General features: G+C 73.9%; 20 protein-coding genes. 19 read left to right on the top strand and 1 reads right to left on the bottom strand.

All coding sequences use genetic code 11. The annotated features are described in order from the left end of the window. Positions 1–160: 160 nt before the first annotated feature. The 8 genes from ACIQ5Y_RS32360 to ACIQ5Y_RS32325 all read left to right on the top strand — a co-directional run bounded on the left by ACIQ5Y_RS32360 (position 161) and on the right by ACIQ5Y_RS32325 (position 8,834). A complete protein-coding gene (locus tag ACIQ5Y_RS32360) occupies positions 161–2,791 on the top strand; it encodes an RHS repeat protein (RefSeq protein ID WP_403888538.1) in 2,631 nt (876 codons plus the stop codon). A gap of 102 nt (positions 2,792–2,893) precedes the next feature. Continuing rightward, positions 2,894–3,298: a hypothetical protein gene (locus ACIQ5Y_RS32355; protein WP_403888535.1), complete on the top strand. Its 405-nt coding sequence runs from the start codon at positions 2,894–2,896 to the stop codon at positions 3,296–3,298. Positions 3,299–3,329: 31 nt separating this feature from the next. After that, a complete protein-coding gene (locus ACIQ5Y_RS32350; RefSeq protein ID WP_403888532.1) occupies positions 3,330–4,367 on the top strand; it encodes a 3-oxoacyl-ACP synthase III family protein in 1,038 nt (345 codons plus the stop codon). Between the two features lies 1 nt (position 4,368). Then, positions 4,369–6,252 (top strand): HAD-IIIC family phosphatase, encoded by a 1,884-nt coding sequence (locus ACIQ5Y_RS32345; protein WP_403888530.1) that lies wholly within the window; start codon positions 4,369–4,371, stop codon positions 6,250–6,252. After that, entirely contained in the window at positions 6,249–6,476 is a 228-nt protein-coding gene (locus ACIQ5Y_RS32340) for an acyl carrier protein (RefSeq protein ID WP_403888527.1), read from the top strand. Before ACIQ5Y_RS32345 ends, ACIQ5Y_RS32340 begins: the two co-directional genes overlap by 4 nt. Then, positions 6,473–7,246, top strand: coding sequence for a 2-oxo acid dehydrogenase subunit E2 (locus ACIQ5Y_RS32335; protein WP_403888524.1), 774 nt, complete (start codon positions 6,473–6,475; stop codon positions 7,244–7,246). Before ACIQ5Y_RS32340 ends, ACIQ5Y_RS32335 begins: the two co-directional genes overlap by 4 nt. Next, on the top strand, positions 7,243–8,337 hold the full coding sequence (locus ACIQ5Y_RS32330) for an alpha/beta hydrolase (RefSeq protein ID WP_403888521.1): 1,095 nt from the start codon (positions 7,243–7,245) through the stop codon (positions 8,335–8,337). The genes ACIQ5Y_RS32335 and ACIQ5Y_RS32330 overlap by 4 nt, the downstream gene beginning before the upstream one ends. 14 nt (positions 8,338–8,351) lie before the next feature. Further along, the gene (locus tag ACIQ5Y_RS32325; RefSeq protein WP_403888518.1) at positions 8,352–8,834 is read left to right on the top strand and encodes a flavin reductase family protein; all 483 of its coding nucleotides are present in this window, start codon (positions 8,352–8,354) and stop codon (positions 8,832–8,834) included. On the opposite strand, the gene ACIQ5Y_RS32320 is transcribed toward ACIQ5Y_RS32325, so the two are convergent. Next, positions 8,824–9,546: a TetR/AcrR family transcriptional regulator gene (locus tag ACIQ5Y_RS32320; protein ID WP_403888515.1), complete on the bottom strand. Its 723-nt coding sequence runs from the start codon at positions 9,544–9,546 to the stop codon at positions 8,824–8,826. The two genes, ACIQ5Y_RS32325 and ACIQ5Y_RS32320, sit on opposite strands and share 11 nt — an antisense overlap. Before the next feature lie 79 nt (positions 9,547–9,625). Here ACIQ5Y_RS32320 and ACIQ5Y_RS32315 point away from each other — a divergent pair, with 79 nt between their 5' ends. From ACIQ5Y_RS32315 to ACIQ5Y_RS32265, 11 genes are all read left to right on the top strand, one after another. After that, on the top strand, positions 9,626–11,083 hold the full coding sequence (locus ACIQ5Y_RS32315; RefSeq protein WP_403888512.1) for a DHA2 family efflux MFS transporter permease subunit: 1,458 nt from the start codon (positions 9,626–9,628) through the stop codon (positions 11,081–11,083). 108 nt (positions 11,084–11,191) lie between these two features. Beyond that, entirely contained in the window at positions 11,192–12,235 is a 1,044-nt protein-coding gene (locus tag ACIQ5Y_RS32310; protein WP_403888509.1) for an LLM class flavin-dependent oxidoreductase, read from the top strand. 56 nt (positions 12,236–12,291) lie between these two features. Beyond that, entirely contained in the window at positions 12,292–13,929 is a 1,638-nt protein-coding gene (locus tag ACIQ5Y_RS32305) for an ABC transporter substrate-binding protein (RefSeq protein WP_403888506.1), read from the top strand. Then, complete coding sequence (locus ACIQ5Y_RS32300) at positions 13,929–14,879, top strand: ABC transporter permease (RefSeq protein ID WP_403888503.1); 951 nt, start codon at positions 13,929–13,931, stop codon at positions 14,877–14,879. Before ACIQ5Y_RS32305 ends, ACIQ5Y_RS32300 begins: the two co-directional genes overlap by 1 nt. Continuing rightward, a complete protein-coding gene (locus tag ACIQ5Y_RS32295; protein WP_403888500.1) occupies positions 14,876–15,736 on the top strand; it encodes an ABC transporter permease in 861 nt (286 codons plus the stop codon). Before ACIQ5Y_RS32300 ends, ACIQ5Y_RS32295 begins: the two co-directional genes overlap by 4 nt. Continuing rightward, positions 15,733–17,499 (top strand): dipeptide ABC transporter ATP-binding protein, encoded by a 1,767-nt coding sequence (locus ACIQ5Y_RS32290; RefSeq protein WP_403888497.1) that lies wholly within the window; start codon positions 15,733–15,735, stop codon positions 17,497–17,499. The genes ACIQ5Y_RS32295 and ACIQ5Y_RS32290 overlap by 4 nt, the downstream gene beginning before the upstream one ends. 65 nt (positions 17,500–17,564) lie before the next feature. Beyond that, positions 17,565–18,737: an acyltransferase family protein gene (locus tag ACIQ5Y_RS32285; RefSeq protein ID WP_403888494.1), complete on the top strand. Its 1,173-nt coding sequence runs from the start codon at positions 17,565–17,567 to the stop codon at positions 18,735–18,737. Then, on the top strand, positions 18,734–19,963 hold the full coding sequence (locus ACIQ5Y_RS32280) for a cytochrome P450 (RefSeq protein WP_403888491.1): 1,230 nt from the start codon (positions 18,734–18,736) through the stop codon (positions 19,961–19,963). Before ACIQ5Y_RS32285 ends, ACIQ5Y_RS32280 begins: the two co-directional genes overlap by 4 nt. Positions 19,964–20,010: 47 nt before the next feature. Beyond that, positions 20,011–20,205, top strand: coding sequence for a ferredoxin (locus ACIQ5Y_RS32275; protein WP_403888488.1), 195 nt, complete (start codon positions 20,011–20,013; stop codon positions 20,203–20,205). A gap of 2 nt (positions 20,206–20,207) precedes the next feature. Then, positions 20,208–21,110, top strand: a complete 903-nt coding sequence (locus ACIQ5Y_RS32270) for an alpha/beta hydrolase (protein WP_403888486.1) — start codon at positions 20,208–20,210, stop codon at positions 21,108–21,110. A gap of 157 nt (positions 21,111–21,267) precedes the next feature. Continuing rightward, on the top strand, positions 21,268–22,867 hold a 1,600-nt coding region (locus tag ACIQ5Y_RS32265; RefSeq protein WP_403888483.1), incomplete at its 3' end, for a type I polyketide synthase.

The following is a 22,867-nucleotide window of genomic DNA, read 5'->3' as shown; positions in this document are numbered from 1 at the left end:
TTACAGAAGGTTCATCGCCCTTGCACCCTTGGCTCCGGCACGGGAACGCGCCACACCCGGGGAGGGCCTTAGACGAGCTTTAGACGGCGGGGCGAGCCTGGCGTTCCGCCCGGCGGCCCCCGCCGCCGGGCGCCCACCCACTCTGCCACGAGGAGCCGCCGTGCCCACGTTCGGGGACGTACCGACCCGCCGCGCCGTCCGGCGCCTGCCCCTCGGCGACCGTACGGAACTGGTCGTCGACCTCTTCTCCGGGGAGCCGCGGGTCCGCACGCTCGAACTCGTCGTCGGCGGCGCCGGCCGCGACCGGCGCCTGGTGCGCGAGTACCGCGGCCACGTGGACCGGGACGAGGGCTTCGGGCCCGGCTGGTCGCTGGAGGCCGGCGCGGGGCTCGTCGTCGACCAGGGCCGCGGACCGGACCTCGAACCGGTGGCGGTCACCGGTGCCGACGCCGGGGTGGCGACGCTCCACCGGGACCCGGACGGCCGGATCACCAAGATCACAGATCCCGCGGGGGCACAGGCCGCCTCGTTCGGCTACGACGCCTCCGGGCGGCTGGTGCGGCACGGCGACGCCACCGGAGCGGAGACCACGTTCGCGTGGGACGGCGAGGGCCGGCTCGTCCGGGTGACCCCGCCGCACGACGGGCCGGTGCTCCTCGGCTACGAGGGTGCCTCGGTGTCCTCGCTCGGCTGGGAGGGCCCGGACGGCCCCGTCGCCATCGGGTTCGCGTACGGGAGCGGCCGGACCACCGTCACCGGACCGGCGGGCCACGCCACCGTGTACGCCTTCGACGGGGCCGGGCGTCCGGTGGCCGTGACCGACCCGCTGGGCAACACCTCCGAGCAGGAGTGGGACGCCCGCGGCCTGCCCACCCGCTCCTCGGACGCCACCGGCGCCGCGCTGCTGCGTTCCTACGACGACGCCGGCCGGCTGGTGTCGGTCCGCCTGCCCACCTCGGCCGTCGCCTCGTTCAGGTACGGCGATCCCGCTCATCCGGCGCTGCCGAGCGCCGTGCGGGACCCGGCCGGGAACGAACTGCTGCTGGAGCGCGACGGCGCCGGGCGGGTCACCGTCGCACGGGTCCCCAGCCGGGAGAACCCGGTGGACACCCGCGCCTACGACCCCGGGCACGGGCGGATCAGCACGCTGACCGACGGCAACGGGGCCACCACCGCGTTCCGCCACGACGCCGCGGGCCGACTGGTCGAGGTCGCCCCGCCCGCTCCGCTCGGCGCCACCGCCTACCGGTACGACGTCCTCGGCCGCCTCTCGCACGTCACCGACGGCAACGGGCGTACGCTCGGCCGCGGTTACGACGCCGCGGGCCGGCTGAACGAAGTGACCGACGAGGAGTCGGGGACCGCGCTGCTGTCCCTGTCCCACGACGGGCTCGGCCGGGTCGTGCGCCGCTCCGGACCGGGCTGGTCCCACGCCTTCGAGTGGATCCGCACCGCCGGCGGCGACCGTCCGGCGTCCGTGCGCAGGACCGACGGCGACGGCTCCGAGGAACTTCGGGCCGGGTACGACGCCGAGGGCCTCCTGACGTCCCTGGAGACGCCCGGCGGCACCACCCTGTACGGACACGATGCCGCCGGCCGCACCGCCTCGGTCACCACCCCGGCCGGCGGTACCGCCGTGTTCGCCCACGACGCCGCGGGCCGGCTGGTCTCCGTGGACTTCGGTCCGGCGGTCCAGGAGATCGCGTACGACGCGTCGGGGCGCAGGACCCGCCTGACGGTACGCGGCCACGCCTCCGGCGAAACGCTCCTGTCGGTCGAGTACGGGTACAGCTCGGGCGGCGGCGCGGACGACGACGTGCTGCGCCACACCATCGAGGACGGCGAGTTCACCGGGTACGCGTACGACGGCCTCAAGCGCCTGGTGCGCGCCGGGGAGACGGAGTTCGCGTACGACGCGGCCAACCACCTGGTGCGCCTGGGCGATGTCCGGTTCACGCTCAACCCCGCCGGTCAGGTCAAGGTCTTCGGACGGACGACCTTCGACTACGACGGCGCCGGGAACTTCACCGAGGAGCAGAACCCGACGGGTTCGTTCGCCTACAGCCCGACGCACCAGACGCTTTCCGGCGTCTTCGGCGGGCAGCGCGTCGTCGACATCGCCTACGACGGGCTCGGCCAGGAGACGCCGCGCCGGATCACCGAGACCACCGTGGACGGCCGTACGGTCACGCACGTCCTGACGCACGGTCCGCTCGGCGTGGTCCGCGTCACCGACGACGGGGTGCCGACCGACTTCGTGCGGGCGCCGGACGGGTCTCTGCTGGCCGTGGTGACCTCCGACGGGCGGACCCACTGGGCGGTGACCGACCAGCGGGGCTCGGTCCTGGCCCTGGTCGACGGGGAGGGGCGGCTCGCGGCCCGCTACCGGTACACCCCGCACGGGGCGGTCACCGCGACGGGGCCGGCCGCCTCGGCCAATCCGTTCCGCTACCGGGGCGCCTACCAGTTGCTGCGCAGCGCGCACGTCCTGGACCACCACCTCTACAACGGGTTCTGGGGCCGCTTCACCCAGCCCGATCCGACGGGACGCCAGTACGCGCCGTACACCTTCTCCGACAACGACCCGCTGGGCGGCGGCACGGGGACCGGCACCAGCTTCTGGCGGGTGCTGGCCCGGCCGCACCTGCCGGCCGAGGAGGCGTTCCTCGGGTCCCACCCGTCCTCCCGGGACGGCCTGGGGCCGGCCGGCGCGGCCCGGTTCACCGGTGCGGGCGCCGTCCCGGGCGGCCCGCCGCTGATCGCGGGCGAGCCGCCGTCCACCGTTCTGTGACACCCCGGGACGCGGGCCGCACCGGGCGCGTCCCCACCCATCACACCCCACCCATCACCCCTCACCCATCACCCCTCACCCCCATCGAAAGGAACCAGGCACATGGCAGAGCAGATCGTGATCCGCGTCCCGAAGGAGATCGTCGTCAAGGTCGTCGACGACGTGGAGGTCTCCGATCCGCAGATCGGCCAGACCGGCACCTTCGACGACGAGCTCTTCGACGAGTCGGGCAAGCTCATCGGCACCTCGCACGGCTCGTTCCGGATCGAGTACGTGCGCCCGGCCGACGGCGGGCTGCTGACCTACTACACCGAGGACATCACCCTCGATGACGGCACCATCCACGCCGAGGGCTGGGCCGACTTCAACGACGTGCGCACCAGCGAGTGGGTGTACTACCCGGCCACCGGGACGAGCGGCCGCTACGAGGGCCTGACCGGGTTCCGCAAGTGGCGGATGACCGGGGTCCGGGCGTCCGCCGAGGCCCGGATCCTGCTGTCCGACTGACGCCCGACGCTGCGAGGAGGGAGCAACACTGATGACCGGTCGCGACGTACACGTCCTCTCGGCGGCCTCCGCGCTGCCCGGGCCCCCCGTGGACAACGTCACGCTGGCCCGGCGGTTCGGGATGGACCCGCTGTGGGAGCAGTGGGTGGAGGCGTTCATCGGCACCCGGTCCCGCCATCTGGCGCTGGACCTGGAGTCGGGGAAGATCACGAGCTCGCTGGCGGACCTCGCCGAAGAGGCGGGCAGACGCGCGCTCGACGCGGCCGGGCTGACCGGGCGGGACGTGGACGCGGTGGTCCTGGGCACGGCGACCCCGGACCGGCTGATGCCGGCCACCGTCAACATCGTCGCCGATCGTCTCGGCATCGACGGGGTGCGCAGCTTCCAGCTCCAGTCGGGGTGTTCCGGGGCCGTGCAGGCGCTGGACGTGGCCCGGCAGATCCTGCTGAGCGGTGACGCCCGTACCGTACTGGTACTCGGGGGCGATGTGATCGCGCGATTCTACGACGTCGGCGCCGACCTGCGCAAGGCCGCGCCGGCCGAGCTGGTGAACTACGTGCTCTTCGGGGACGCGGCCGGGGCGGCGGTGCTCAGCACGGAGCCGGCGCCGGGCTCGGCGCGGGTGCGGGGCCTGTTCACCCGCCTGGTGGGGCGGGGCCGGGAACCTGGGGCGGTGCTGGAGTGGTTCGGGCCCGCGGACCGGGACAGCACCCGACCGGCGGCGAGCGAGGACTACAAGGCGATCGAGGAGCACGTGCCCGTCATGGCGCAGGAGGTGCTGGCGGAGCTCCTCGACGGGCTCGGCTGGCGGCCCGAGGACGTGGACGTACTGCTTCCGCCCCAGCTGTCGGGGCGGATGACCAAGCTCATCTCCCAACGGCTCGGCCTGCCTTCGGCGGTGGACGTGTCCGTCGTGGACGATTCCGGCAACTGCGGGAACGCCATCGTCTTCCTCCAGCTGGAGCGGGCGCTGGCGGGTCCGGTCGGCGCGGGAACACGGGCGGTCGGCATCTCGATCGAGTCCAGCAAGTGGATCAAGGCGGGCTTCGCCCTCGAAGGGAACGGCTGACGTGGCGGACTCACTGGCCGAGCTGCACCGCGCGGGCGACCTGGTCGACCGGTACCCGGCCGTGCCGGGCCTGCTGGCCGGGCTTTCCGGACAGGAGCTGGCGCGGGCCGGCCGGCTCCTCGCCCGGCTGGACGCGGACGCCGTCCTGGCAGCGCACCCGGCGACCCCGGCCCCGGTCGTCGCGGTCACCGGGCACGGGACGCTGTCGGCCCTGGCCCCGCTGCTGACGGCCGAGCTGGCCCGGCACGGGATCCTGGCCCGGGTCCGGACCTCGGACTTCGGCAGCTGGCTCTTCGACCTGGCCGACCCTTCCAGCGCGCTGTACGCGGCCCGGCCCGCGCTGGCCCTGTGCGTGCTCGACGCGGCGCTGGTCGCCGACGAACTTCCCCTGCCCTGGAGGGTGGAGGACGCCGAGCGGGTCCTGTCGCAGAAGCTCGCCCAGGTCGAGCGGGCCGTCGCCGTCTTCGTGGAGACCGCCCGCTCGGCCACCCTGGTCCTCAACACCCTCCCGCTGCCCCGCGAACTCACCGCGCAGCTGGTGGACCTGGGGGCCCGAGCCCGGCTGGGCGCGCTGTGGCGGGAGGCGAACGTGCGCCTGCTGCGGCTGTCCGGGGAACACCCCGAGGTCGTCACCGTGGACCTCGACCCGCTGCTCGCCGAGGGGATCGCCGCCCGGGACGTGCGCCAGAGCGTGTACGCCAAGGCCCACCTGTCGGACGCCCTGCTGGCCGGGTACGCCCGCGAGGTCGGTCACCTGGCCCGGCAGTCGGCCGGAGGCGCCAAGAAGGTCCTGGCCCTCGACCTGGACGACACGGTGTGGGGCGGGGTGCTGGGCGAGGTCGGCCCGGAGGGCATCGAGACGGCCGGCAGCTACCGGGGCGAGGCGTTCCGCCGCTTCCAGCGGGCCGCGAAGCAGCTCGGCTCCCAGGGCGTCCTGCTGGCGGCGGTCAGCAAGAACGACCAGGACGTGGTGGTCAAGACCCTGCGGGAGCATCCCGATCTGACGCTGCGGGACGAGGACTTCGTACGGATCAAGGCGAACTGGCGGCCCAAGCACGACAATCTGACCGAGCTGGCCCGCGAGCTGAACGTGGGCGTGGACAGCATCGTCTTCGCGGACGACAGCGCCTTCGAGTGCGGTCTGGTCCGGCGGGAGCTCCCCGGGGTCGCGGTGGTCGGGCTGGGCGAAGAGCCGGCCCTGCACACGGCGGCGCTGCTGGAGGAGGGGTGGTTCGACGCCCGCCGGCTGACCGCGGAGGACCTCGCCCGGCCCGACCGGTACCGGGAGGAGCGGGCCCGGCAGGACTTCCTGGACACCTTCGACTCGCTGGAGGGCTACCTCCGGGAGTTGGACGTGTCGGTGACCCTGGCGCCGGCCGCTCCGGCCCAGTACGACCGGGTGTCCCAACTCACCCTGCGCACGAACCAGTTCAACCTCACGACCCAGCGTCTTCAGCCGTCGGACGTCCGGGCGCTGGCTGCGGACCCCTCCGCGGGCCTGCTGACCATCACCTCCGGTGACCGGTTCGGTGACAACGGGCTGGTGGGAGCGGTGCTGCTGCGCCGCGACGGGGACACGGTGCACCTGGACAACTTCCTGCTCAGCTGCCGGGTGTTCTCCCGCGGAATCGAGCAGACGGTCCTGGCCGCCGTGCTGCGGCACGCGCGGGAGACGGGCGCCGCGCAGGTGCTGGCCCGCTACCGGCGCACCGCGAAGAACGGCAAGGTCGCCGACTTCTATCCGCGGTCCGGCTTCTCCACCGTCGCCTTCGACGAGAAGGCCGCCGCGTACCGCCACGCCCTGGAGCCGCTGCCGGAGCCCGCCGCGCACGTGCGGCTGACGGCGCGGTTCGATTCCGTACACCCCGAAGGGAACGCCCTGTGAAGACCGTGGAGGACTTCGTCGGCCTGCTGAACGACGAACTGGCGCTGTCCGTGACGGCCGAGGACCTCGGCCGCGGGCTGGACACCGTCGATTCCTGGGACTCCGTCCACCTGCTGGCCCTGTGCACGATCCTGGAACGGGAGACGGGCCGCCCGCTGTCGCTCGCCGACGTCCTGGAGGCCCCCAGCCTGGAGGCCCTCTACCTGCTCGCGGTCTCGCCGTGAGCACCCGGCCGGCCCCGGAGGGCGTGCCGCTGCCCCGCCAGCGCCACCACACCCTGTTCTTCCTGGAGGTGATCCGCGACTTCTCCCCCGTCTTCCTCGACACGGAGGTGGACATGACCGGGGTGCTGGCGCACCGGGCCGCCGCCGTGGCCGAGGAGGGCGTGCGCCATTCCGTCACGGCGTACGTGCTGCGGGCGGCGGGCCGGGTGCTGGCCGGGCATCCGGACGCCAACGCGGCCGTCCAGGGCGGCCCGAAGCGGCCCCGGATCGCCCACTACCCGTTCGTGAACGGGAAGCTGGCCCTGGACCGGACCCTGGAGGGCCGCCGGGTGGTGCTGGGGACCGTCGTCCCCGATCTCCACGACGCCGAACTGCCCGCGATCCAGGCGCACATCGCCCGGGTCCGGGACGGCGACCCGGGGGAGCTCGCCGACTTCGAGGGCGTGCGCCGGCTCCATCGGCTGTCCTGGTCGGAGGGTCGGCTGGCCTTCCGCAAGGCCGCCCGCTCGCTGGCGCTGCGACCGCATCTGACGGGGACCTTCTCGGTGACCTCGCTGGGGCACCGGGCGGTGGACTCCTTCCACTCGGTGGGCGGTACGACGACCACCTTCGGCGTCGGACGGATCGTGGACCGGGCCGTGGTCCGTGACGGGCGGGTGGCCGTCGCCCCGGTGCTGCGGCTGAGCCTGGCCTTCGACCACCGGGCGATCGACGGGGCGGAGGCGGCGGACGTGCTGACCGAGGTGAAGGAAGCGCTGGAGGGCGTATGAACGACATCGCCGAGCTGAAGAACTTCGTGGTGGCGCACACCGCGTCGCAGGGACTGCCCGCCGAGCACTACGATCCGCTCCTCGCCCGGATCCGCCACGACGAGGGCGGCACACCGGGCTCCTGGACGTACGAGTGGAGCGCGGAGGCGGAGCGGCTGGCGGCCGGGGGCCGGCCCCTGGAGGCCTCCGTCCACTTCAACATGGCACGGTTCCCCTTCGTGGACGGCCCGGCGCGGGCCGCCGCACTCGAACGGTGCACGGCCGCCTTCGGGCAGTGGGCCGGGGACTTCCCCGCGATCGGGCGCCTGGACGTGGAACTGCCCGAGGGGCGGATCCGCTGCTGGACCACCGGCCTGGACCCGGACGACCCCAAACCGCTGTTGGTGATGACCGGCGGGATCGTCTCCATCAAGGAGCAGTGGGCGCCGGTCCTGCTCCAGCTGGCCGGACTGGGCTTCGCCGGTGTGGTCACCGAGATGCCGGGCGTCGGGGAGAACACCCTGCCCTACGACGGCGACAGCCACCGGATGTTCTCGGCCGTGCTGGACGCGGTCGGGGACCGGGCCGACACCGCGCGGACCTACCTGCTGGCCCTGAGTTTCAGCGGCCACCTGGCATTGCGGGCGGCCCTGCACGACGACCGGATCCGGGGTGTGGTGGGGGCCGGCGCCCCGCTGCACTCCTTCTTCACCGACGCCGAGTGGCAGCGGACGGTGCCCCGGATCACCACGGACACCCTGGCCCACCTGGCACGTTCGACGCCCGGGGAGGTGTACTCGCTGGCCGGGGCCTGGGCGCTGGACCCGGCGGAGCTGTCCGCCCTCGACGTTCCGGTGGCCCATGTCACCAGCCTGCGCGACGAGATCATCCCGCCCGCCGACGCGCGGCTGCTGCGCGAGCGGGTGCGCGGGGTACGGCTGCTGGCCCATGACGACGTGCACGGGTCCCCGTCGTACTTCGCGCAGACCAGACTGTGGACGCTGCTGTCCGTGCTGCGCATGCGCGGCGGGTACGGCGAACAGCGGGTCGCCCTCACCCGCGAGTTCGCCCGGCTGCGCTACGCACACCACGCCCGGGCGGCCCGGCCGTGACGGGGGCGGCGGCCGTGGCCGACGGTTCCCGATGTCTGCGCAGTGTGTTCGGGCGGTTCGCGACCGGGGTCGTGGCGGTCACGGCGAGCGATCCCTCGACGGGCGCCCGGGCGGGACTGGCCGCGAACTCGTTCTGTTCGGTCTCGCTCGATCCGCCGCTCGTCTCGTTCTGCGTGGCGCACACGAGCACCAGCTGGCCGCTCGTCAGGGCGGCCGGCCTGCTGGGGATCAGCATCCTGGGCGCGGACCAGCGGGATGCCGCCACCCGGCTCTCGGTCCGCGGCGCGGACAAGTTCGGCGGGCTGCCGTGGACCCGGTCGCCGGGCGGGGCCCCTCTTCTGGAGGGGGCTCTGGCCTGGCTCGAATGCGCGGTGGAGGCGGAGCATCCGGCGGGCGACCACGTGATCGTGGTCTGCCGGGTACTCCGCCTCGACGCGTCGCGGGAGGGTGAGCCGCTGGTGTTCTTCCGCGGGGAGTACGGGCGGATCAGCCGCTGACGCCCGCCCCGGCTCCGTCCGCGGTCCCGGTCCCGGTCCCGGTTTCGCCGTCCGCCGGCCGGCCGGGGCCGAAGGCGCGCAGGAAGGTGTCCACGCCGGCGCTGACGATCCGGGTGACCTGCCGGGGGTCGAGGGGCCGGGTGCCGAGCGCGCTCAGGCCCGGCAGTTCCTCGTACACGAGGGCGATGAACTGGTTGGCGGCGCGCTCCGGGTCCTCGATCCGCAGGTGTCCCGCGTTGGCGAGGCGCGCGAGGCGTCCGGCGAGGGCGTCGGTGAACTGGTTGGGGCCGCTCGCGCGGACCTCGTCGAAGAGGTCGGGGAAGCGGACGGCCTCCGCGTACAGCAGCCGGCGGACCGATTCGGACTGTTCGTCGCAGTAGCAGTCGACCAGCTTGTGGGCCACGTCCTCCAGGCCGGGCCGCAGGCCGTCGGGGCCGGTGGGGAAGGACTCCAGCACGTCGAGGGTCTTCGCGTTGGAGCGGGCCGCGGTCTCCGTCATCACGTGCCGGAAGAGGTTCTCCTTCGACCCGAGGTGGTTGTAGATCGTCGGCTTCGCGACGCCCGCCTCGGTGGCGATCAGGTCCAGGCTCGCCTGGCTGTAGCCGACGCGGGAGAAGACCCGCAGGGCCGCCTCCACGATGGCCCGGCGCTTGTCCATCCGGCCCCGGTCCGCCGGGGCCGCACTCGTTTTCGGGGTCTCGCCAACGCTCATGCCGTCATGCTACCGTCCCAGCCATCGAAATGAACTACCCAGTTCAAATAAACAAGCTGCTTGGTTCAAAGGAGTAGTCGTGTCGGACAAAACGACGGTGGAGAGCGGGCCCGCCCGCCTGGATTCGGGGCTGCTCACACTGCTCGGCGTGATGGTGCTCGGCGGGATGATGTCCTACCTGGACGCGACCATCGTCAACGTCGGAATCAGCACCCTGGGCGGCGAGTTCAAGGCCTCGCTGGCCACGATCGAGTGGGTCACCACCGGCTACCTGCTGGCCGTGGCCCTGGCCATTCCGCTGGCGGGCTGGGCCCTGGTCCGGTTCGGCGCCAAGCGCATGTGGCTGCTGGGGCTGACGGTGTTCCTGGTGGGCTCCACGCTGTCGGCCTTCGCCTGGAACGCCGAATCGCTCATCGCCTTCCGGATCGTCCAGGGCCTCGGCGGCGGCATGATCGACCCGATCATGATGACCGTGGTCGCGGGCGCGGCGGGGCCCGAGCGGATCGGCCGCGTGATGGGCCTGATCTCCGTACCGATCACCCTGGGGCCCGTCGTCGGCCCCATCGTGGGCGGGCTGCTGCTGGACAGCCTCTCCTGGCAGTGGCTGTTCCTGGTGAACATCCCCTTCGCGCTCGCCGCGATCGTCCTGGCCGTCAAGGTCCTGCCGGCCGATCCGCCGCCGAGCGGTGACCCGGTCCCGCTGGACGTGCTCGGCGTCGCCCTGCTCTCCCCCGGCTTCGCCGCGCTGGTCTACGCCCTCTCCCGGGCCGGCGCGGACGGCTTCGGCAGCACCGGGGTGCTCGTCGGACTCGCCGTCGGACTCGCCCTGTTCGCCGGATACGCCGTGCACGCCCTGCGGACCGACAAGACCCCGCTGCTGGACCTGCGGCTCTTCGCCAACAAGGGGTTCAGCGCGAGTGTGACCACCATGTTCCTGCTGGGCGGCGGCCTGTTCTCGCTGCTCTTCCTGCTGCCCCTGTACTACCAGCAGGTCCACGGTCACAGCGTGCTCCAGTCGGGGCTGCTGCTCGCTCCCCTCGGCCTCGGCACCCTGATCGGCATGCCGCTCGCGGGCAACCTGGCCGACCGGTTCGGCGCCCGCGTGCTCGTACCGGCGGGGGCCCTGCTGATCGGGGCCGGCGCCCTGATCTTCACCCAGTCCGGGCCGGACACCTCGCAGGTCGTGCTGACCGTCGCCCAGTTCGCCGCGGGCTTCGGCATGGGGCTGGTCGGGGCGCCGACGATGGGCTCCGTCTACCGCACCGTGCCGGGCGAGGCCGTCGCCGGGGCGACCGGCGCCGTGTTCATCCTGAACCAGATCGGTGCCTCGCTCGGCATCGCCGTGGTCGCCCTGATCCTCCAGGGGGGCGGCGCACACGCCACTCCGACCGACGAGACCTTCGGCAACGCCTTCTGGTGGGCCGTGTCCGCCGCCGTGGTCGTCTTCGTCGCGGGCCTGCTGCTCCCCGGCAAGCCGCAGCCGGCGCCGGCCGCCGCGCCCGACGCCGCGGCCGAGCCGGTACCGGACCCCGCCTGACCCCGGCCGCACCCCCTCCTCCGTCCGCCGGCCGGGCGGCCCGCGGAACCTTCCGCGACGGCGCCCGGCCGGCCCACCTCACCGCCCGACTCCCACAGGGACGCAGCCATGACCAGCTCCAGCCACCGCACCCCGCTCTCCGTCCTCGACGTCGTGCCCGTCTTCGAGGGCGGCACCGCCACGGGCGCCCTGCGCGACACCGTCGCCCTCGCCCCCCGGGTCGAGGCCCTCGGCTACCACCGCTACTGGGTCGCCGAACACCACAACACCCCGAGCCTGGCCACCTCCGCACCCGGCATCCTGATCGGCCGCCTCGCCGCGGCCACGACCACCCTGCGCGTCGGCTCCGGCGGGGTGCTGCTCCCCAACCACGCGCCGCTGGTCGTCGCCGAGCAGTTCGGCACCCTGGAGGCCCTGCACCCCGGCCGCGTCGACCTGGGGCTCGGCCGCGCCCCGGGGACCGACCCGAACACCGCGCGCGCCCTGCGCCGCTCCCCCGACCGCGGCGAGGACGACTTCCCCCGGCAGATCGCCGAGCTGAGCGGCTACTTCGCGCCCGGCGACCCCGCGTCCGGGATCGTCGCCGTGCCCGCCGCGGACGGGCGGCCCGAGGTCTGGATGCTCGGCTCCAGCCCGGCCAGCGCCGAGGCCGCCGCAGCGCTGGGCCTCCCGTACGCCTTCGCGCACCAGATCAACCCGCACGCCTCGGCGTTCGCGCTGGAGCGCTACCGCGCCGCGTTCCGGCCCTCAGCCCACCTGGACCGGCCGCGCACCCTGGTCTCCGTCCTCGTGACCGTCGCCGACAGCGACGAGGCGGCCCGCGCGGTGGCGGCGCCGTACCTGCTCGGCAAGATACGGATGCGCACCGCGCGGCGCTTCGACGCCTTCCCCACGGCCCGGGAGGCCACCTCCCACGCCTACAGCACCGCCGAACGCCGCTTCCTCGACGAGCTGGTGGAGCCCCAGCTCGTCGGCGGGCCCGGCACCGTGCGCGACCGGCTCGCCGCGCTCCTCGAACGGACCGGTGCCGACGAGGTCATGGCCCTCACCGTGGTCCCCGGCCAGGAGGACCGGCTGCGCTCCTTCGAACTGCTGGCCGAGGCCGCGGCGGGGCTGCCGGCTCCGGCGCCCGGGGTTTCAGTGCGGCTTTAGACCAGGTCGCGACAGTGGGCCCGGCCTTTCACTCTTTATCCATCCCGGAGTCCGCCATGCGATCGCGCCGTTCCACCGGCAGAACCGTCCTGTTGTCCGCCCTCCTGCTGACCGCCGTCCCCGCCTGCTCGGCGGGCAAGGCGGCCGAACCGGCCGCCGACGCCAAGCCGGCGGCCGGTGGCAAGCTCACCTACGCCACGAACAAGGAGCCGGACTGCTGGGATCCGCACACCAGCGCCCAGGACGTCACCGCGTTCGTCCAGCGGCCGGTGTTCGACTCGCTCGTCTACCAGACCCCGGAGGGCGAGCTGAAGCCCTGGCTGGCGAAGTCCTGGCAGACCAGCCCCGACGGCAAGGCCGTCACCTTCGCCCTCCGCGACGACGTGACCTTCCACGACGGGACCAGGCTGGACGCCGCCGCGGTCAAGGCCAACTTCGACCACATCACCGACAAGGCCACCAAGTCCCAGTACGCGGCGGGCCTGCTCGGCCCGTACGAGGGGACGACCGTGAAGAGCCCGACCGAGGTCGAGGTGCGCTTCGAGCGCCCGTACGCGCCCTTCCTCCAGGCGGCGAGCACCACCTACCTGGGGATCGCCGCCCCCGCCTCGCTGAAGGCCGGCGCCGACAAACTGTGCTCCGGCAACGAGGCGGTGGGCAGCGGCCCGTTCAAGGCCGGTGCCTACACCCGCGGGCAGCAGCGCGGCTACTCGAAGAACGCCTCCTACGCCTGGGCTCCCGAGGGCGCCGGACACACCGGGCCCGCCCGGCTCGACTCCTTCACCATCCGGTTCATCGCCGAGGACGCCACCCGGGTCGGCGCCCTGACCTCCGGCCAGGTGGACGGGGCCGCCGCCGTACCCGCCCAGCAGGCCGGGCTGGTCAAGTCCGACGCGAAGCTGTCGCTGGTCTCCAAGGACGTGCCCGGTGCCGTCGACGCCTTCTACCTGAACACCAAGGGCGCGCTCTTCTCCGACGAGCGGGTGCGCAAGGCCTTCCAGCGGTCGGTGGACCTGGACGCCGTCGTGAAGTCCGTGTTCCAGGGCACCCGTACCCGGGCGTGGAGCCCCCTGTCGCCGGCCACCCCGTACAGCTACGACAAGAGCCTGGAGCAGAGCCGGCCGTACGACCCGACGGGCGCGGCGGCGCTGCTCGACGAGGCGGGCTGGACCGGGCGGGACGCCGAGGGGTACCGCACGAAGGACGGCAAGCCGCTCACCGTCGTCGCCCCCGTGTACGGCAAGGCGAGCGTCTTCTCCCAGGCCGTGCAGGGCGAGCTGAAGAAGGCCGGCATCAAGCTGGACCTGGCCGCCTCCACGGACGCGGCCGAGGTCAGCGGGCGCCTGGACGCGGGCCGTTACGACGTGGTGGAGACCTCGTGGGCGCGGGCCGACGGGGACATCCTCGGCCACTTCTTCCTGTCCACGGAGACCTCCGAGGGCGGCGGCCACAACTTCGCCCGGGTCGCGGATCCGCAGGTGGACGCCTGGCTGAAGGAGGCCCAGGCGGCCCAGGACCCGGACCGGCGCGCCGCGGCGTACGCGAAGGTCCAGAAGTGGAGCCTGGAGCAGGCGGTCGTGGTGCCCGCGTACGTCGAGAAGGCGAACGTCGGGGTGAACAAGCGGGTGCGGGACCTGCGCCTGTCGATCTCGGCCTGGCCCGAGTTCTACGGCGCCTGGGTAGAGGGCAAGTGATGCGGGCGGCCATCCGGTTCGCGGCGGGCCGGCTGGCCGCCGCCGTCTTCGTGGTGTGGGGTGCGGCGACCTGCGCCTTCCTGGTCCTCCAGCTGGTTCCGGGGGACCCGGTCCACGCGATCGTCGGCTCGCACGCCCTGGTCGACTCGGCGCAGCGGGAGGAGATCCGGCACGCGTACGGGCTCGACGAGCCGCTCGCCGTCCAGTACGCGGCCTACCTGGGGAAGCTGGCCACCGGCGATCTGGGCACCTCCCACCAGCTCCAGCAGCCCGTGGCCGAGGTGCTGTCCGCGCAGCTCGGCCCGACCGTCGAACTGGCGCTGTACGCCACCCTGGTGGCGATCGTCCTGGCGGTCGTGGTGACGGTGCTGACCTCCGGAAGGTCGCGGTGGCCGCGCCGGCTGGCGGGGCTGGTGGAGCTCGTGGTGGTGTCCACCCCGTCGTTCTGGTTCGGGATCATGCTGCTGACGGTGTTCTCGTTCCGGCTGGGCTGGTTCCCCGTCTCCGACAGCAGTGACGCGCGGTCGCTGGTGCTGCCCGTGATCACGCTGGCCCTGCCGGTCGCGGCGGTGCTGACCCAGGTGATGCGCGAGGGCCTGCTGGACGCGCTGGAGCAGCCCTTCTCGCTGACCGCCCGGGCGCGCGGGCTGAGCGAGTCCGCCGTACGGGCACGGCACGCGCTGAGGCATTCGGCGCTGCCGGCGCTGACCCTCGCGGGCTGGTTCACCGGGACCCTGCTGGGCGGCGCGGTGGTGGTGGAGAACGTCTTCGCCCGGTCCGGCATCGGCCGGGTGGCGCTGGAGGCGGTGGGCGGCCGCGACCTGCCGGTGGTCCAGGGCGTGGTGACCCTGTCCGCGGTGGCGTTCGTCCTGGTCGGCGCGGTGGTGGAGCTGTTGTACGTGGTCGTCGACCCGCGGCTGCGCAAGGGGACGGGGGTGGCGGCCGCATGACGTCCCACCAGGCCGCGGCGACCGTGCCGCCGCCGCGGCGGGCCGGGTGGCGGCCCCGCCCCGGGGTCGCGCTCGCCGTGGCCGTGCTCGCGCTGATCCTGCTGGCCGCGCTGGCACCGTCCCTGTTCACGGGTGCCGGGGCCACCGACACCGACCCGCTCGCGGCGCTGCGCCCGCCGAGCGGGGCGCACTGGTTCGGGACCGACCAGCTGGGGCGCGACGTGTTCGCCCGGGTCGTGCACGGGACCCGCTACTCGCTGGCCATCGGCGCGGCCGCCACGGGCGCGGGCGTGGCCCTGGCGGTCGTCTGGGGGCTGGCCGCCGCGTTGTCGGGGCGGTTCGGCGACGCGCTGCTGATGCGCGCGGCGGACGTACTCCTGGCCCTGCCCGGCCTGTTGCTGGCGCTTCTGGTGGTGCTGGTGGCCGGCAAGGGCGTGACGGGCACGACGATCGCCGTCGCCGTGGGCACCGCTCCCGGCTTCGCCCGTGTGGTGCGGGCCCAGGCTCTGGTGGTGCGGCGTTCCGGCTATGTGGAGTCGGCGGTCACGCTCGGGGTCCCGCGGCTGCTGATCGTCGTACGGCACGTCCTGCCCAACACCCTCGGACCACTGCTGGTGCTGGCCACGGTGACGCTCGGGGCGTCGATCTCGACGGGCGCGGCCCTCAGCTACCTGGGGCTCGGTGCGCAGCCGCCGACGCCCGAGTGGGGGGCGATGCTCACCGAGGGGCAGGGCTTCCTCGACCAGGCGTGGTGGATCGCCCTGTTCCCCGGCCTGCTGCTGCTCGCCACGGTCCTCGCCGTCACGGTGGTGGGCCGCCACGCACAGAACCGAGCCGAAGGGCGGTCCTTCCGATGACCGGGACCACAGGTGTACGACGGCGTGCCGCGGACCGCGCGGCGCAGGCCGGGCCGCTGGTCGAGGTGGCCGGCCTCGACGTCCGCTTCGGCTCCGGGCCCGCGGCCGTGCACGCGGTGCGGGACGCTTCGCTGAGCCTGTCGGCGGGCCGCTGCACGGCACTGGTCGGCGAGTCCGGTTCCGGGAAGAGCGCGCTCGCGCGGGCCCTGCTGGGCCTGGCCGGGCCCACGGCGCGGGTCACCGCCGGCCGCCTGGAGCTCTTCGGCGAGGACGCTCGGGAGTTCGGCGACCGGCAGTGGCGGGGCGTGCGGGGCCGGCGGATCGGTCTGGTGGCGCAGGACGCGCTGGTCGCCCTCGATCCGCTCAGGCCCGTCGGCAAGGAGATAGCCGAGCCCCTCCTGGTGCACCGGGTCGTCCCCCGCTCCGGGGCGGGCGCCCGGGTCGTCGAACTGCTGGAGCGGGTCGGGGTGCCGGAGCCGGCCGAGCGGGCGGCGAGCCACGTCCACCAGTTGTCGGGCGGGCTGCGCCAGCGCGCGCTGATCGCCTCGGCGCTCGCGGCGGAGCCCGGCCTGCTGATCGCGGACGAGCCGACCACGGCGCTGGACGCCTCGGTGCAGGCCCGGATCCTGGCTCTGCTGGGCACCTTGAAGGAGGCCGGCACCGGGCTGCTGCTCATCAGCCACGACCTCGCGGTGGTGGAGGCGCTGGCCGACGAGGTGGCGGTGATGAAGGACGGGCGCATCGTCGAGTCCGGGCCCGTCGGGGAGGTCCTGGGCCGGCCCCGGCACCCCTATACGCGGGCGCTGCTGGCGGCCGTGCCCGGCAGCGGCACCGGCACCGGCACCGGCACCGGTCCGAAGGCGCCGGACACCGGGGCCGAACCGCTGCTGGTGGCCCGGGAGCTCGTCAAGTCCTTCGCCGGGCGGCGGGGTTCGCGGCGCACCGCCGTCGGGGGCGTCTCCTTCACCCTGCGCCCGGGTGAGGCGGTCGGGCTGGTCGGGGAGTCCGGTTCGGGGAAGTCGACGGTGGCCCGGATGGTGCTGGGGCTGACCGCTCCGGACTCCGGGGAACTGCTCCTGGACGGCGCCGCGTGGAGCGCCGCCCGCGAGCGGGAGCGGCGGGGACGCAGGAACACCGTCCAGCTCGTGCCGCAAGACCCTCTCAGCGCCTTCGACCCGCGCTGGACGGTGGAGCGGATCGTGGGCGAGGCGCTGGAAGCCTCCGGGACACCCCGCGGGGAGCGGCGGGCCGGGGCACTGGGCCTGCTGGAGGAGGTCGGGCTGGCCGGGGAGCACCTGGCCCGCAGGCCGCTCGCCCTGTCCGGCGGGCAGCGGCAGCGGGTGGCGATCGCCCGGGCGCTCGCCACCCGGCCGCGGCTGCTCGTGTGCGACGAACCGGTGTCCGCGCTGGACGTCTCCATCCAGGCCCAGGTGCTGGCCCTGCTGCGGAACCTGCAGTCCTCCCGGGGTCTGTCGACGCTGTTCATCTCGCACGACCTCGCGGTCGTCCGGGAGGTGTGCACGCGGGTGATGGTCATGAAGGACGGGCGGATCGTGGAGTCCGGGCTGGTGGAGGACGTCTTCCGGGCACCTTCCCACCCCTACACCAGGGGCCTGCTGGAGGCGGTGCCCCGGCGGGCCCGGCGCCCGCACGGGGCCGCGTCCGGAGCCACGGCCGGGGGCACGTCCGGCGATGCGTCCGGCGGCACGTCCGGCGGCACGTCCGGGGGCACGTCCGGCGGCGGGGCGAAAGAACGGCTTTAGATCCGGCCAACAACGGGCTGCCAGCCTGGGCGCGCCCGAATCCCGATCCAGCCGGAGGTCCCTCCATGTCCCGCCCACCAGCACCGCCACGCGCCGCGAGACTTCAGTCCCTGACCGGGCTGCGGTTCCTCGCGGCGCTGCTCGTGTTCCTCTTCCACACGACCTGGCAGACCCGTTTCGTCGAGGGCGCCGCGGGCGAGGCGCTCGGTGACGTGTTCGCCCACGCCGGTTTCCACGGCGTCACCTTCTTCTTCGTCCTGAGCGGCTTCGTGCTGACCTGGTCGGCCCGCCCCGACGACACCGCGCCGCGCGTCTGGAGACGCCGGCTGGCGAAGATCTACCCCAATCACCTGGTCACCTTCGCGGCGGCGGCCGTCTTGATGCTGATCGCGGCGGATCCCTTCACCGTGAAGGGGACCCTGGCGAACCTGTTCCTCCTCCAGGCCTGGATCCCCGACCTCACCGTCCCCAACACCATGAACGCGGTGAGCTGGTCGCTGTCCGTGGAGGCGTTCTTCTACCTCGCCTTCCCGTTCCTGCTGCGGTTGCTGAACCGGGTCCCGACGGCCCGGCTGTGGCCGCTCGCCGCGTCGCTCGCCGCCTTCACCCTGATCGCGCCGCTCGTCGGCCAGTACCTCGTCTCCGGCACCCCGCTCCCCTTCATCGACGACGGCACCCTGTCCTTCGAGCAGATCTGGTTCGTCTACTTCTTCCCGCCGGTCCGTGCCCTGGAGTTCGCCCTCGGCATGGTGGCGGCCCGGCTGGTCATCGAGGGCGCCTGGCCCCGGCTCGGGCTGCTGCCCGCCGCCGCCATCGCCGTCGGCGGTTACGCCCTCGACTCCGCGGTGCCCTATCTGTTCGGCATCGCGGGCACCGGCGCGCTGTGGCTGACACCGCTGGTGGCCGCCGCGGCCACGGCCGACGAGAGGGGGACGCCCTCGCCGTTCCGCGGCCGGGTCCTCGTGCGGCTCGGGGAGTTGTCCTTCGCCTTCTACATGGTGCACGGCCTGGTCGTCTCGTACGCGTACCGGTGGCTGGTCGCCGGCCGGGACCTGTCCGGCGCGGCGGGTGCCGGGCTGCTCGTCGCCGCTCTGGCGGCCGCTCTGGCGCTGGCCTGGGTGCTCCACGAGACGGTGGAGAACCCCTTCGTCCGCCGGTTCGGTTCCCCCCGTGCGGCCCCGCCCGCGCCGCGCGCGGCGGCCGCAGAACCCCACCCCGTCCTGGAGGCCAAGGAATGACCACCGACATCACCACCGGAGAGGGCACCTCGGCCGGGCGGCCGCTCGCCGCCTACCCGCAGGCCCGGGGCTGCCCCTTCCAGCCGCCGACCGGGTACGAGCGCTACCGGGAGGAGGGACCGGTCTCCCTCGTGGAGCTCTACGACGGCCGCCGGGTGTGGGCCGTCAGTGGGCACGCCGAGGCCAGGCAGGTGCTGCTCGACGCGGCCGGCTTCTCCTCCGACCGGGTGCACCCGCACTACCCCGCCACCGCTCCCCGGTTCGAGGCCGCCCGCAAGGTGCGCAACTTCATCGGGATGGACCCGCCGGAGCACACCGTGCAGCGGCGCATGCTGCTGTCCACGTTCACGGTGAAGAAGGTGCAGGCCCTGCGTCCCGGGATCCAGCGGCTGGTGGACGAGCTGATCGACACCATCGAGGCCAAGGGGCCGGTCGCCGATCTGGTGCCGGACTTCGCCCTGCCGGTGCCGTCCATCGTGATCTGCGAGTTGCTGGGCGTCCCCTACACCGACCACGCGTTCTTCGAGCACCAGTCACGGCGGGTCGTCACCGGCACCACCAGCCTGGAGGACAGCGCCGACGCGTTCGCCCAGCTCAGCTCCTACCTCGACGGTCTGATCCGGCGCAAGGAGCGGGAGCCCGGTGACGGCCTGCTCGACACCCTGATCGCGCAGCAGCTCGCCCCGGGCCACCTCTCGCACCGGGACCTGGTCGACATCGCGCTGCTGTTGCTCGTCGCGGGACACGAGACCACCGCCAGCGCGATCGCGCTCGGTGTGCTGACGCTGCTGCAGAACCCCGACCAGTTGGCCGCGTTGCGCGCCGACCCGGCCCTGCTGCCGGGCGCGGTGGAGGAGTTGCTGCGCTACATGGCCATCGCGGACGGGGTGGCACGGTTCGCGACCACCGACACCGAACTGGGCGGCCGGCAGGTGAGGGCCGGTGACGGGGTGATCGTGGTGATCTCCACCGCCAACCGCGACGAGGACGCCTTCCCGGGCGCGGACGCCTTCGACGTCGGGCGCGGCGCCCGGCACCACATCTCCTTCGGGCACGGCGTGCACCAGTGCATCGGGCAGAACCTGGCGCGCGCGGAGATGGAGATCGCCCTGTCCACCCTGTTCCGCAGGCTCCCGGGGCTGCGCCTGGCCGTCCCGGCCGGGGCCCTGCCCCTCAAGGAGCCGGGCGGCGTCCAGGGCGTCTGGGAACTGCCCGTCACCTGGTAGCGCACCGCAACCGCGGTCGTCAGTACAGCAGAAGGGACCTGAGAACCATGCGGATCACGGCCGACACCCAGCGGTGTCTGGGGGCGGGGCAGTGCGTCCTGTCCGACCCCGACCGTTTCGACCAGTCGGAGGAAGGGACCGTGCTCGTCCTGCGGGCCCGGGTGGACGGCGCCGACGAGGCGGCGCGGGCCCGGGAGAGCGTAGCCCTGTGCCCCTCGCAGGCACTGGCGCTGGAGGTCTGACGATGCCGGTGGTGGGACGACTGGCCGACGCGGTGGCCGACCACCGCGGTCCGCTGCTGGCGATCGGGGAACTGCCGCCCGTACCGGGTGTCGCGGTACGGGAGTCGCTGGTGCCGGGGCCGGCGGGCGCACCCGACGTGCGCGTACGGGTGTACCGGCCCGAGCGGCCGCCGGCCCCGGCCCTGCCCGGGGTGCTGTGGATCCACGGCGGCGGCTTCTGTCTCGGCAACGTGGACGCCGTGCACTTCGGAGCCGCGCAGGCCGCACTGCACGCCTCGGCGGTGGTGGTCGCCGTGTCCTACCGGCTCGCCCCGGAGCACCCCTTCCCGGCGGGGCTGGACGACTGCTGGGCGGCGTTGGAGTGGCTCGCCGGCCATCCGGCGGAGTTCGGCACCGACCCGGCCCGGCTCGCCGTGGCCGGGGCCAGTTCGGGCGGGGCGCTCGCGGCGGGGTTGGCCCTGATGGCGCGCGACCGGGGCGGGCCGGCGCTCTGTTTCCAGCACTTGAGCACCCCGGTGCTCGACGACCGGCTGGTGACGGCGTCGATGCGGGCCTTCGAGGACACGCCCGTGTGGAGCCGGCGCCTGGCCGCCGAGAGCTGGGAGCTGTACCTCGGCCGGGAGTCGGCGGACGGGCTGCCGGTGCCCGAGTACGCGGCACCGGGCCGTGCGCCGGACCTGCGCGGACTGCCGCCCGCGTACCTGTCCACGGCCGGCATGGACCCCTTGCGCGACGAGGGCCTGCGGTACGGACTGCGGCTCGCCGAGGCCGGGGTGGACGTGGAGGTGCACAACTTCCCCGGCGCCTGGCACGCGTTCGGCGGCGGCCTGCCGCCCGAGGAGCAGCGGCGGGTGGGTGTGGAGCACCTGACGGCACTGCGGGCGGGGCTCTGGGCGGAGCCCTGACCGCCGCCCGACCGCCCCCTCGCGGGGCGGCGGACCGGGGGCGGGTGCGGGGCGGGCGGGTCGTACGGCCGGGTTTAGAACGCCGTAAGAACACCGTTAGAGCTGGTGGTGAGCCTGGTACCGCATTCGTCCTCGACGAGGGAGTACGTGAGACACCATGGCCAAGCCCCGCTCCGCACCGATCGCCGTCGTCGGTCTCGCCTGCCGCCTGCCGGGGGCCGAGGACCCGGACGCGTTCTGGCGCCTGCTCAGCAGGGGTGAGGACGCGGTCGGGGAACCGCCGGCGGACCGCTGGTCCGCGGCGGCTCCCTCCCGGGGCGCCTTCCTGGACGAGGTCGACCGCTTCGACGCCGCGTTCTTCGGGATCTCGCCGCGCGAGGCGGCGGCCATGGATCCGCAGCAGCGGCTGATGCTGGAGCTCGGCTGGGAGGCCCTGGAGGAGGCCGGGATCGTGCCCGGTTCGCTCGCGGGCACCCGGACCGCGGTGTACGCGAGTGCCATCTGGGACGACTACGCGGCGCTGCACCACCGGCGCGGCGAGGGAGCGGCGGACCGCCACTCGGTGACGGGGCTCAGCCGCGGCGTCATCGCGAACCGGCTCTCCTACGTCCTCGGGCTGACGGGCCCGAGCCTGACCGTGGACGCCGCCCAGTCCTCCTCGCTGGTCGCGGTGCACCTCGCCTCGGAGGCGCTGCGTCACGGGGACGCCGATCTGGCCGTCGTGGGCGGGGTGAACCTGATCCTCTCGCCAGGCAGCAGCGCGGACAGCGCGAAGTTCGGCGCCCTGTCGCCCGACGGCCGGTGCTTCACCTTCGACTCCCGCGCGAACGGCTACGTACGCGGTGAGGGCGGTGTGGCCGTGGTCCTCAAGCCGCTGGACCGGGCGGTCGCCGACGGGGACCGCGTGCACTGCGTGATCCTGGGCAGCGCGGTCAACAACGACGGGGCCTCCGAGGGCCTCACCGTCCCGGACCGGGCCGCGCAGGAGGCCGTCATCCGGGCCGCGCACGCCCGGGCCGGGACCCGTCCCGGATCGGTCCGGTACGTGGAACTGCACGGCACGGGCACGCCGGTGGGCGATCCGATCGAGGCCGCGGCCCTGGGGGCCGCGCTCGGTGGCGGCCGGCCCGCGGACGCTCCCCTGCTGGTCGGCTCGGCGAAGACGAACGTGGGTCACCTGGAGGGCGCGGCGGGCCTGGTCGGGCTGCTGAAGACGGCCCTGTCCGTGTCGCGGCGGCGGATTCCGCCGAGCCTGAACTTCCGGGAGGCCAATCCGGCGATCGCCCTGGAGGAGCTGGGGCTGCGGGTCCAGACCGAGGAGAGCGCCTGGCCGGAGCAGGACGGTCCGCTGATCGCCGGGGTGAGTTCCTTCGGCATGGGCGGGACGAACTGCCACGTGGTGGTGGCCGAGGCGGACGCCGTACGGGAGACCCGCCCCGGGGCCGCCACCGGCTCGCGGGGCGGTGCTCCCGTGGCCTGGCTGCTGTCGGGCCGCGATGGCGGGGCATTGCGCGCCCAGGCCGGGCGGCTGCACGAACAGCAGGCGGGGACGGCGTACGGCCTGGTGGACACCGCCTACTCGCTGGCGGCGACCCGGACGCTCTTCGAGGAGCGCGCGGTGGTGGTGGGCGAAGACCGGGACGGCGTGCTGGCGGGTGTGGCGGCGCTGGCGGCGGGTGAGGACCACCCCGGCGTGGTCACCGGCAACGCCTCGGGCCCCGCCCGGACCACGTTCCTGTTCACCGGACAGGGAAGCC

Origin of the sequence: Streptomyces sp. NPDC096339 (assembly GCF_044762985.1) — a bacterium.
In the GTDB taxonomy this organism is placed as follows: Bacteria; Actinomycetota; Actinomycetes; order Streptomycetales; family Streptomycetaceae; genus Streptomyces.
This window is presented reverse-complemented; position numbering and strand designations above follow the sequence as displayed.

Coding starts and splice junctions, on each gene's coding strand:
- ACIQ5Y_RS32330 (WP_403888521.1), top strand. CDS start 7,243: ATGAACGACATCGCCGAGCTGAAGAACTTCGTGGTGGCGCACACCGCG.
- ACIQ5Y_RS32285 (WP_403888494.1), top strand. CDS start 17,565: ATGTCCCGCCCACCAGCACCGCCACGCGCCGCGAGACTTCAGTCCCTG.
- ACIQ5Y_RS32305 (WP_403888506.1), top strand. CDS start 12,292: ATGCGATCGCGCCGTTCCACCGGCAGAACCGTCCTGTTGTCCGCCCTC.
- ACIQ5Y_RS32275 (WP_403888488.1), top strand. CDS start 20,011: ATGCGGATCACGGCCGACACCCAGCGGTGTCTGGGGGCGGGGCAGTGC.
- ACIQ5Y_RS32290 (WP_403888497.1), top strand. CDS start 15,733: ATGACCGGGACCACAGGTGTACGACGGCGTGCCGCGGACCGCGCGGCG.
- ACIQ5Y_RS32300 (WP_403888503.1), top strand. CDS start 13,929: ATGCGGGCGGCCATCCGGTTCGCGGCGGGCCGGCTGGCCGCCGCCGTC.
- ACIQ5Y_RS32295 (WP_403888500.1), top strand. CDS start 14,876: ATGACGTCCCACCAGGCCGCGGCGACCGTGCCGCCGCCGCGGCGGGCC.
- ACIQ5Y_RS32320 (WP_403888515.1), bottom strand. CDS start 9,546: ATGAGCGTTGGCGAGACCCCGAAAACGAGTGCGGCCCCGGCGGACCGG.
- ACIQ5Y_RS32350 (WP_403888532.1), top strand. CDS start 3,330: ATGACCGGTCGCGACGTACACGTCCTCTCGGCGGCCTCCGCGCTGCCC.
- ACIQ5Y_RS32355 (WP_403888535.1), top strand. CDS start 2,894: ATGGCAGAGCAGATCGTGATCCGCGTCCCGAAGGAGATCGTCGTCAAG.
- ACIQ5Y_RS32310 (WP_403888509.1), top strand. CDS start 11,192: ATGACCAGCTCCAGCCACCGCACCCCGCTCTCCGTCCTCGACGTCGTG.
- ACIQ5Y_RS32280 (WP_403888491.1), top strand. CDS start 18,734: ATGACCACCGACATCACCACCGGAGAGGGCACCTCGGCCGGGCGGCCG.
- ACIQ5Y_RS32270 (WP_403888486.1), top strand. CDS start 20,208: ATGCCGGTGGTGGGACGACTGGCCGACGCGGTGGCCGACCACCGCGGT.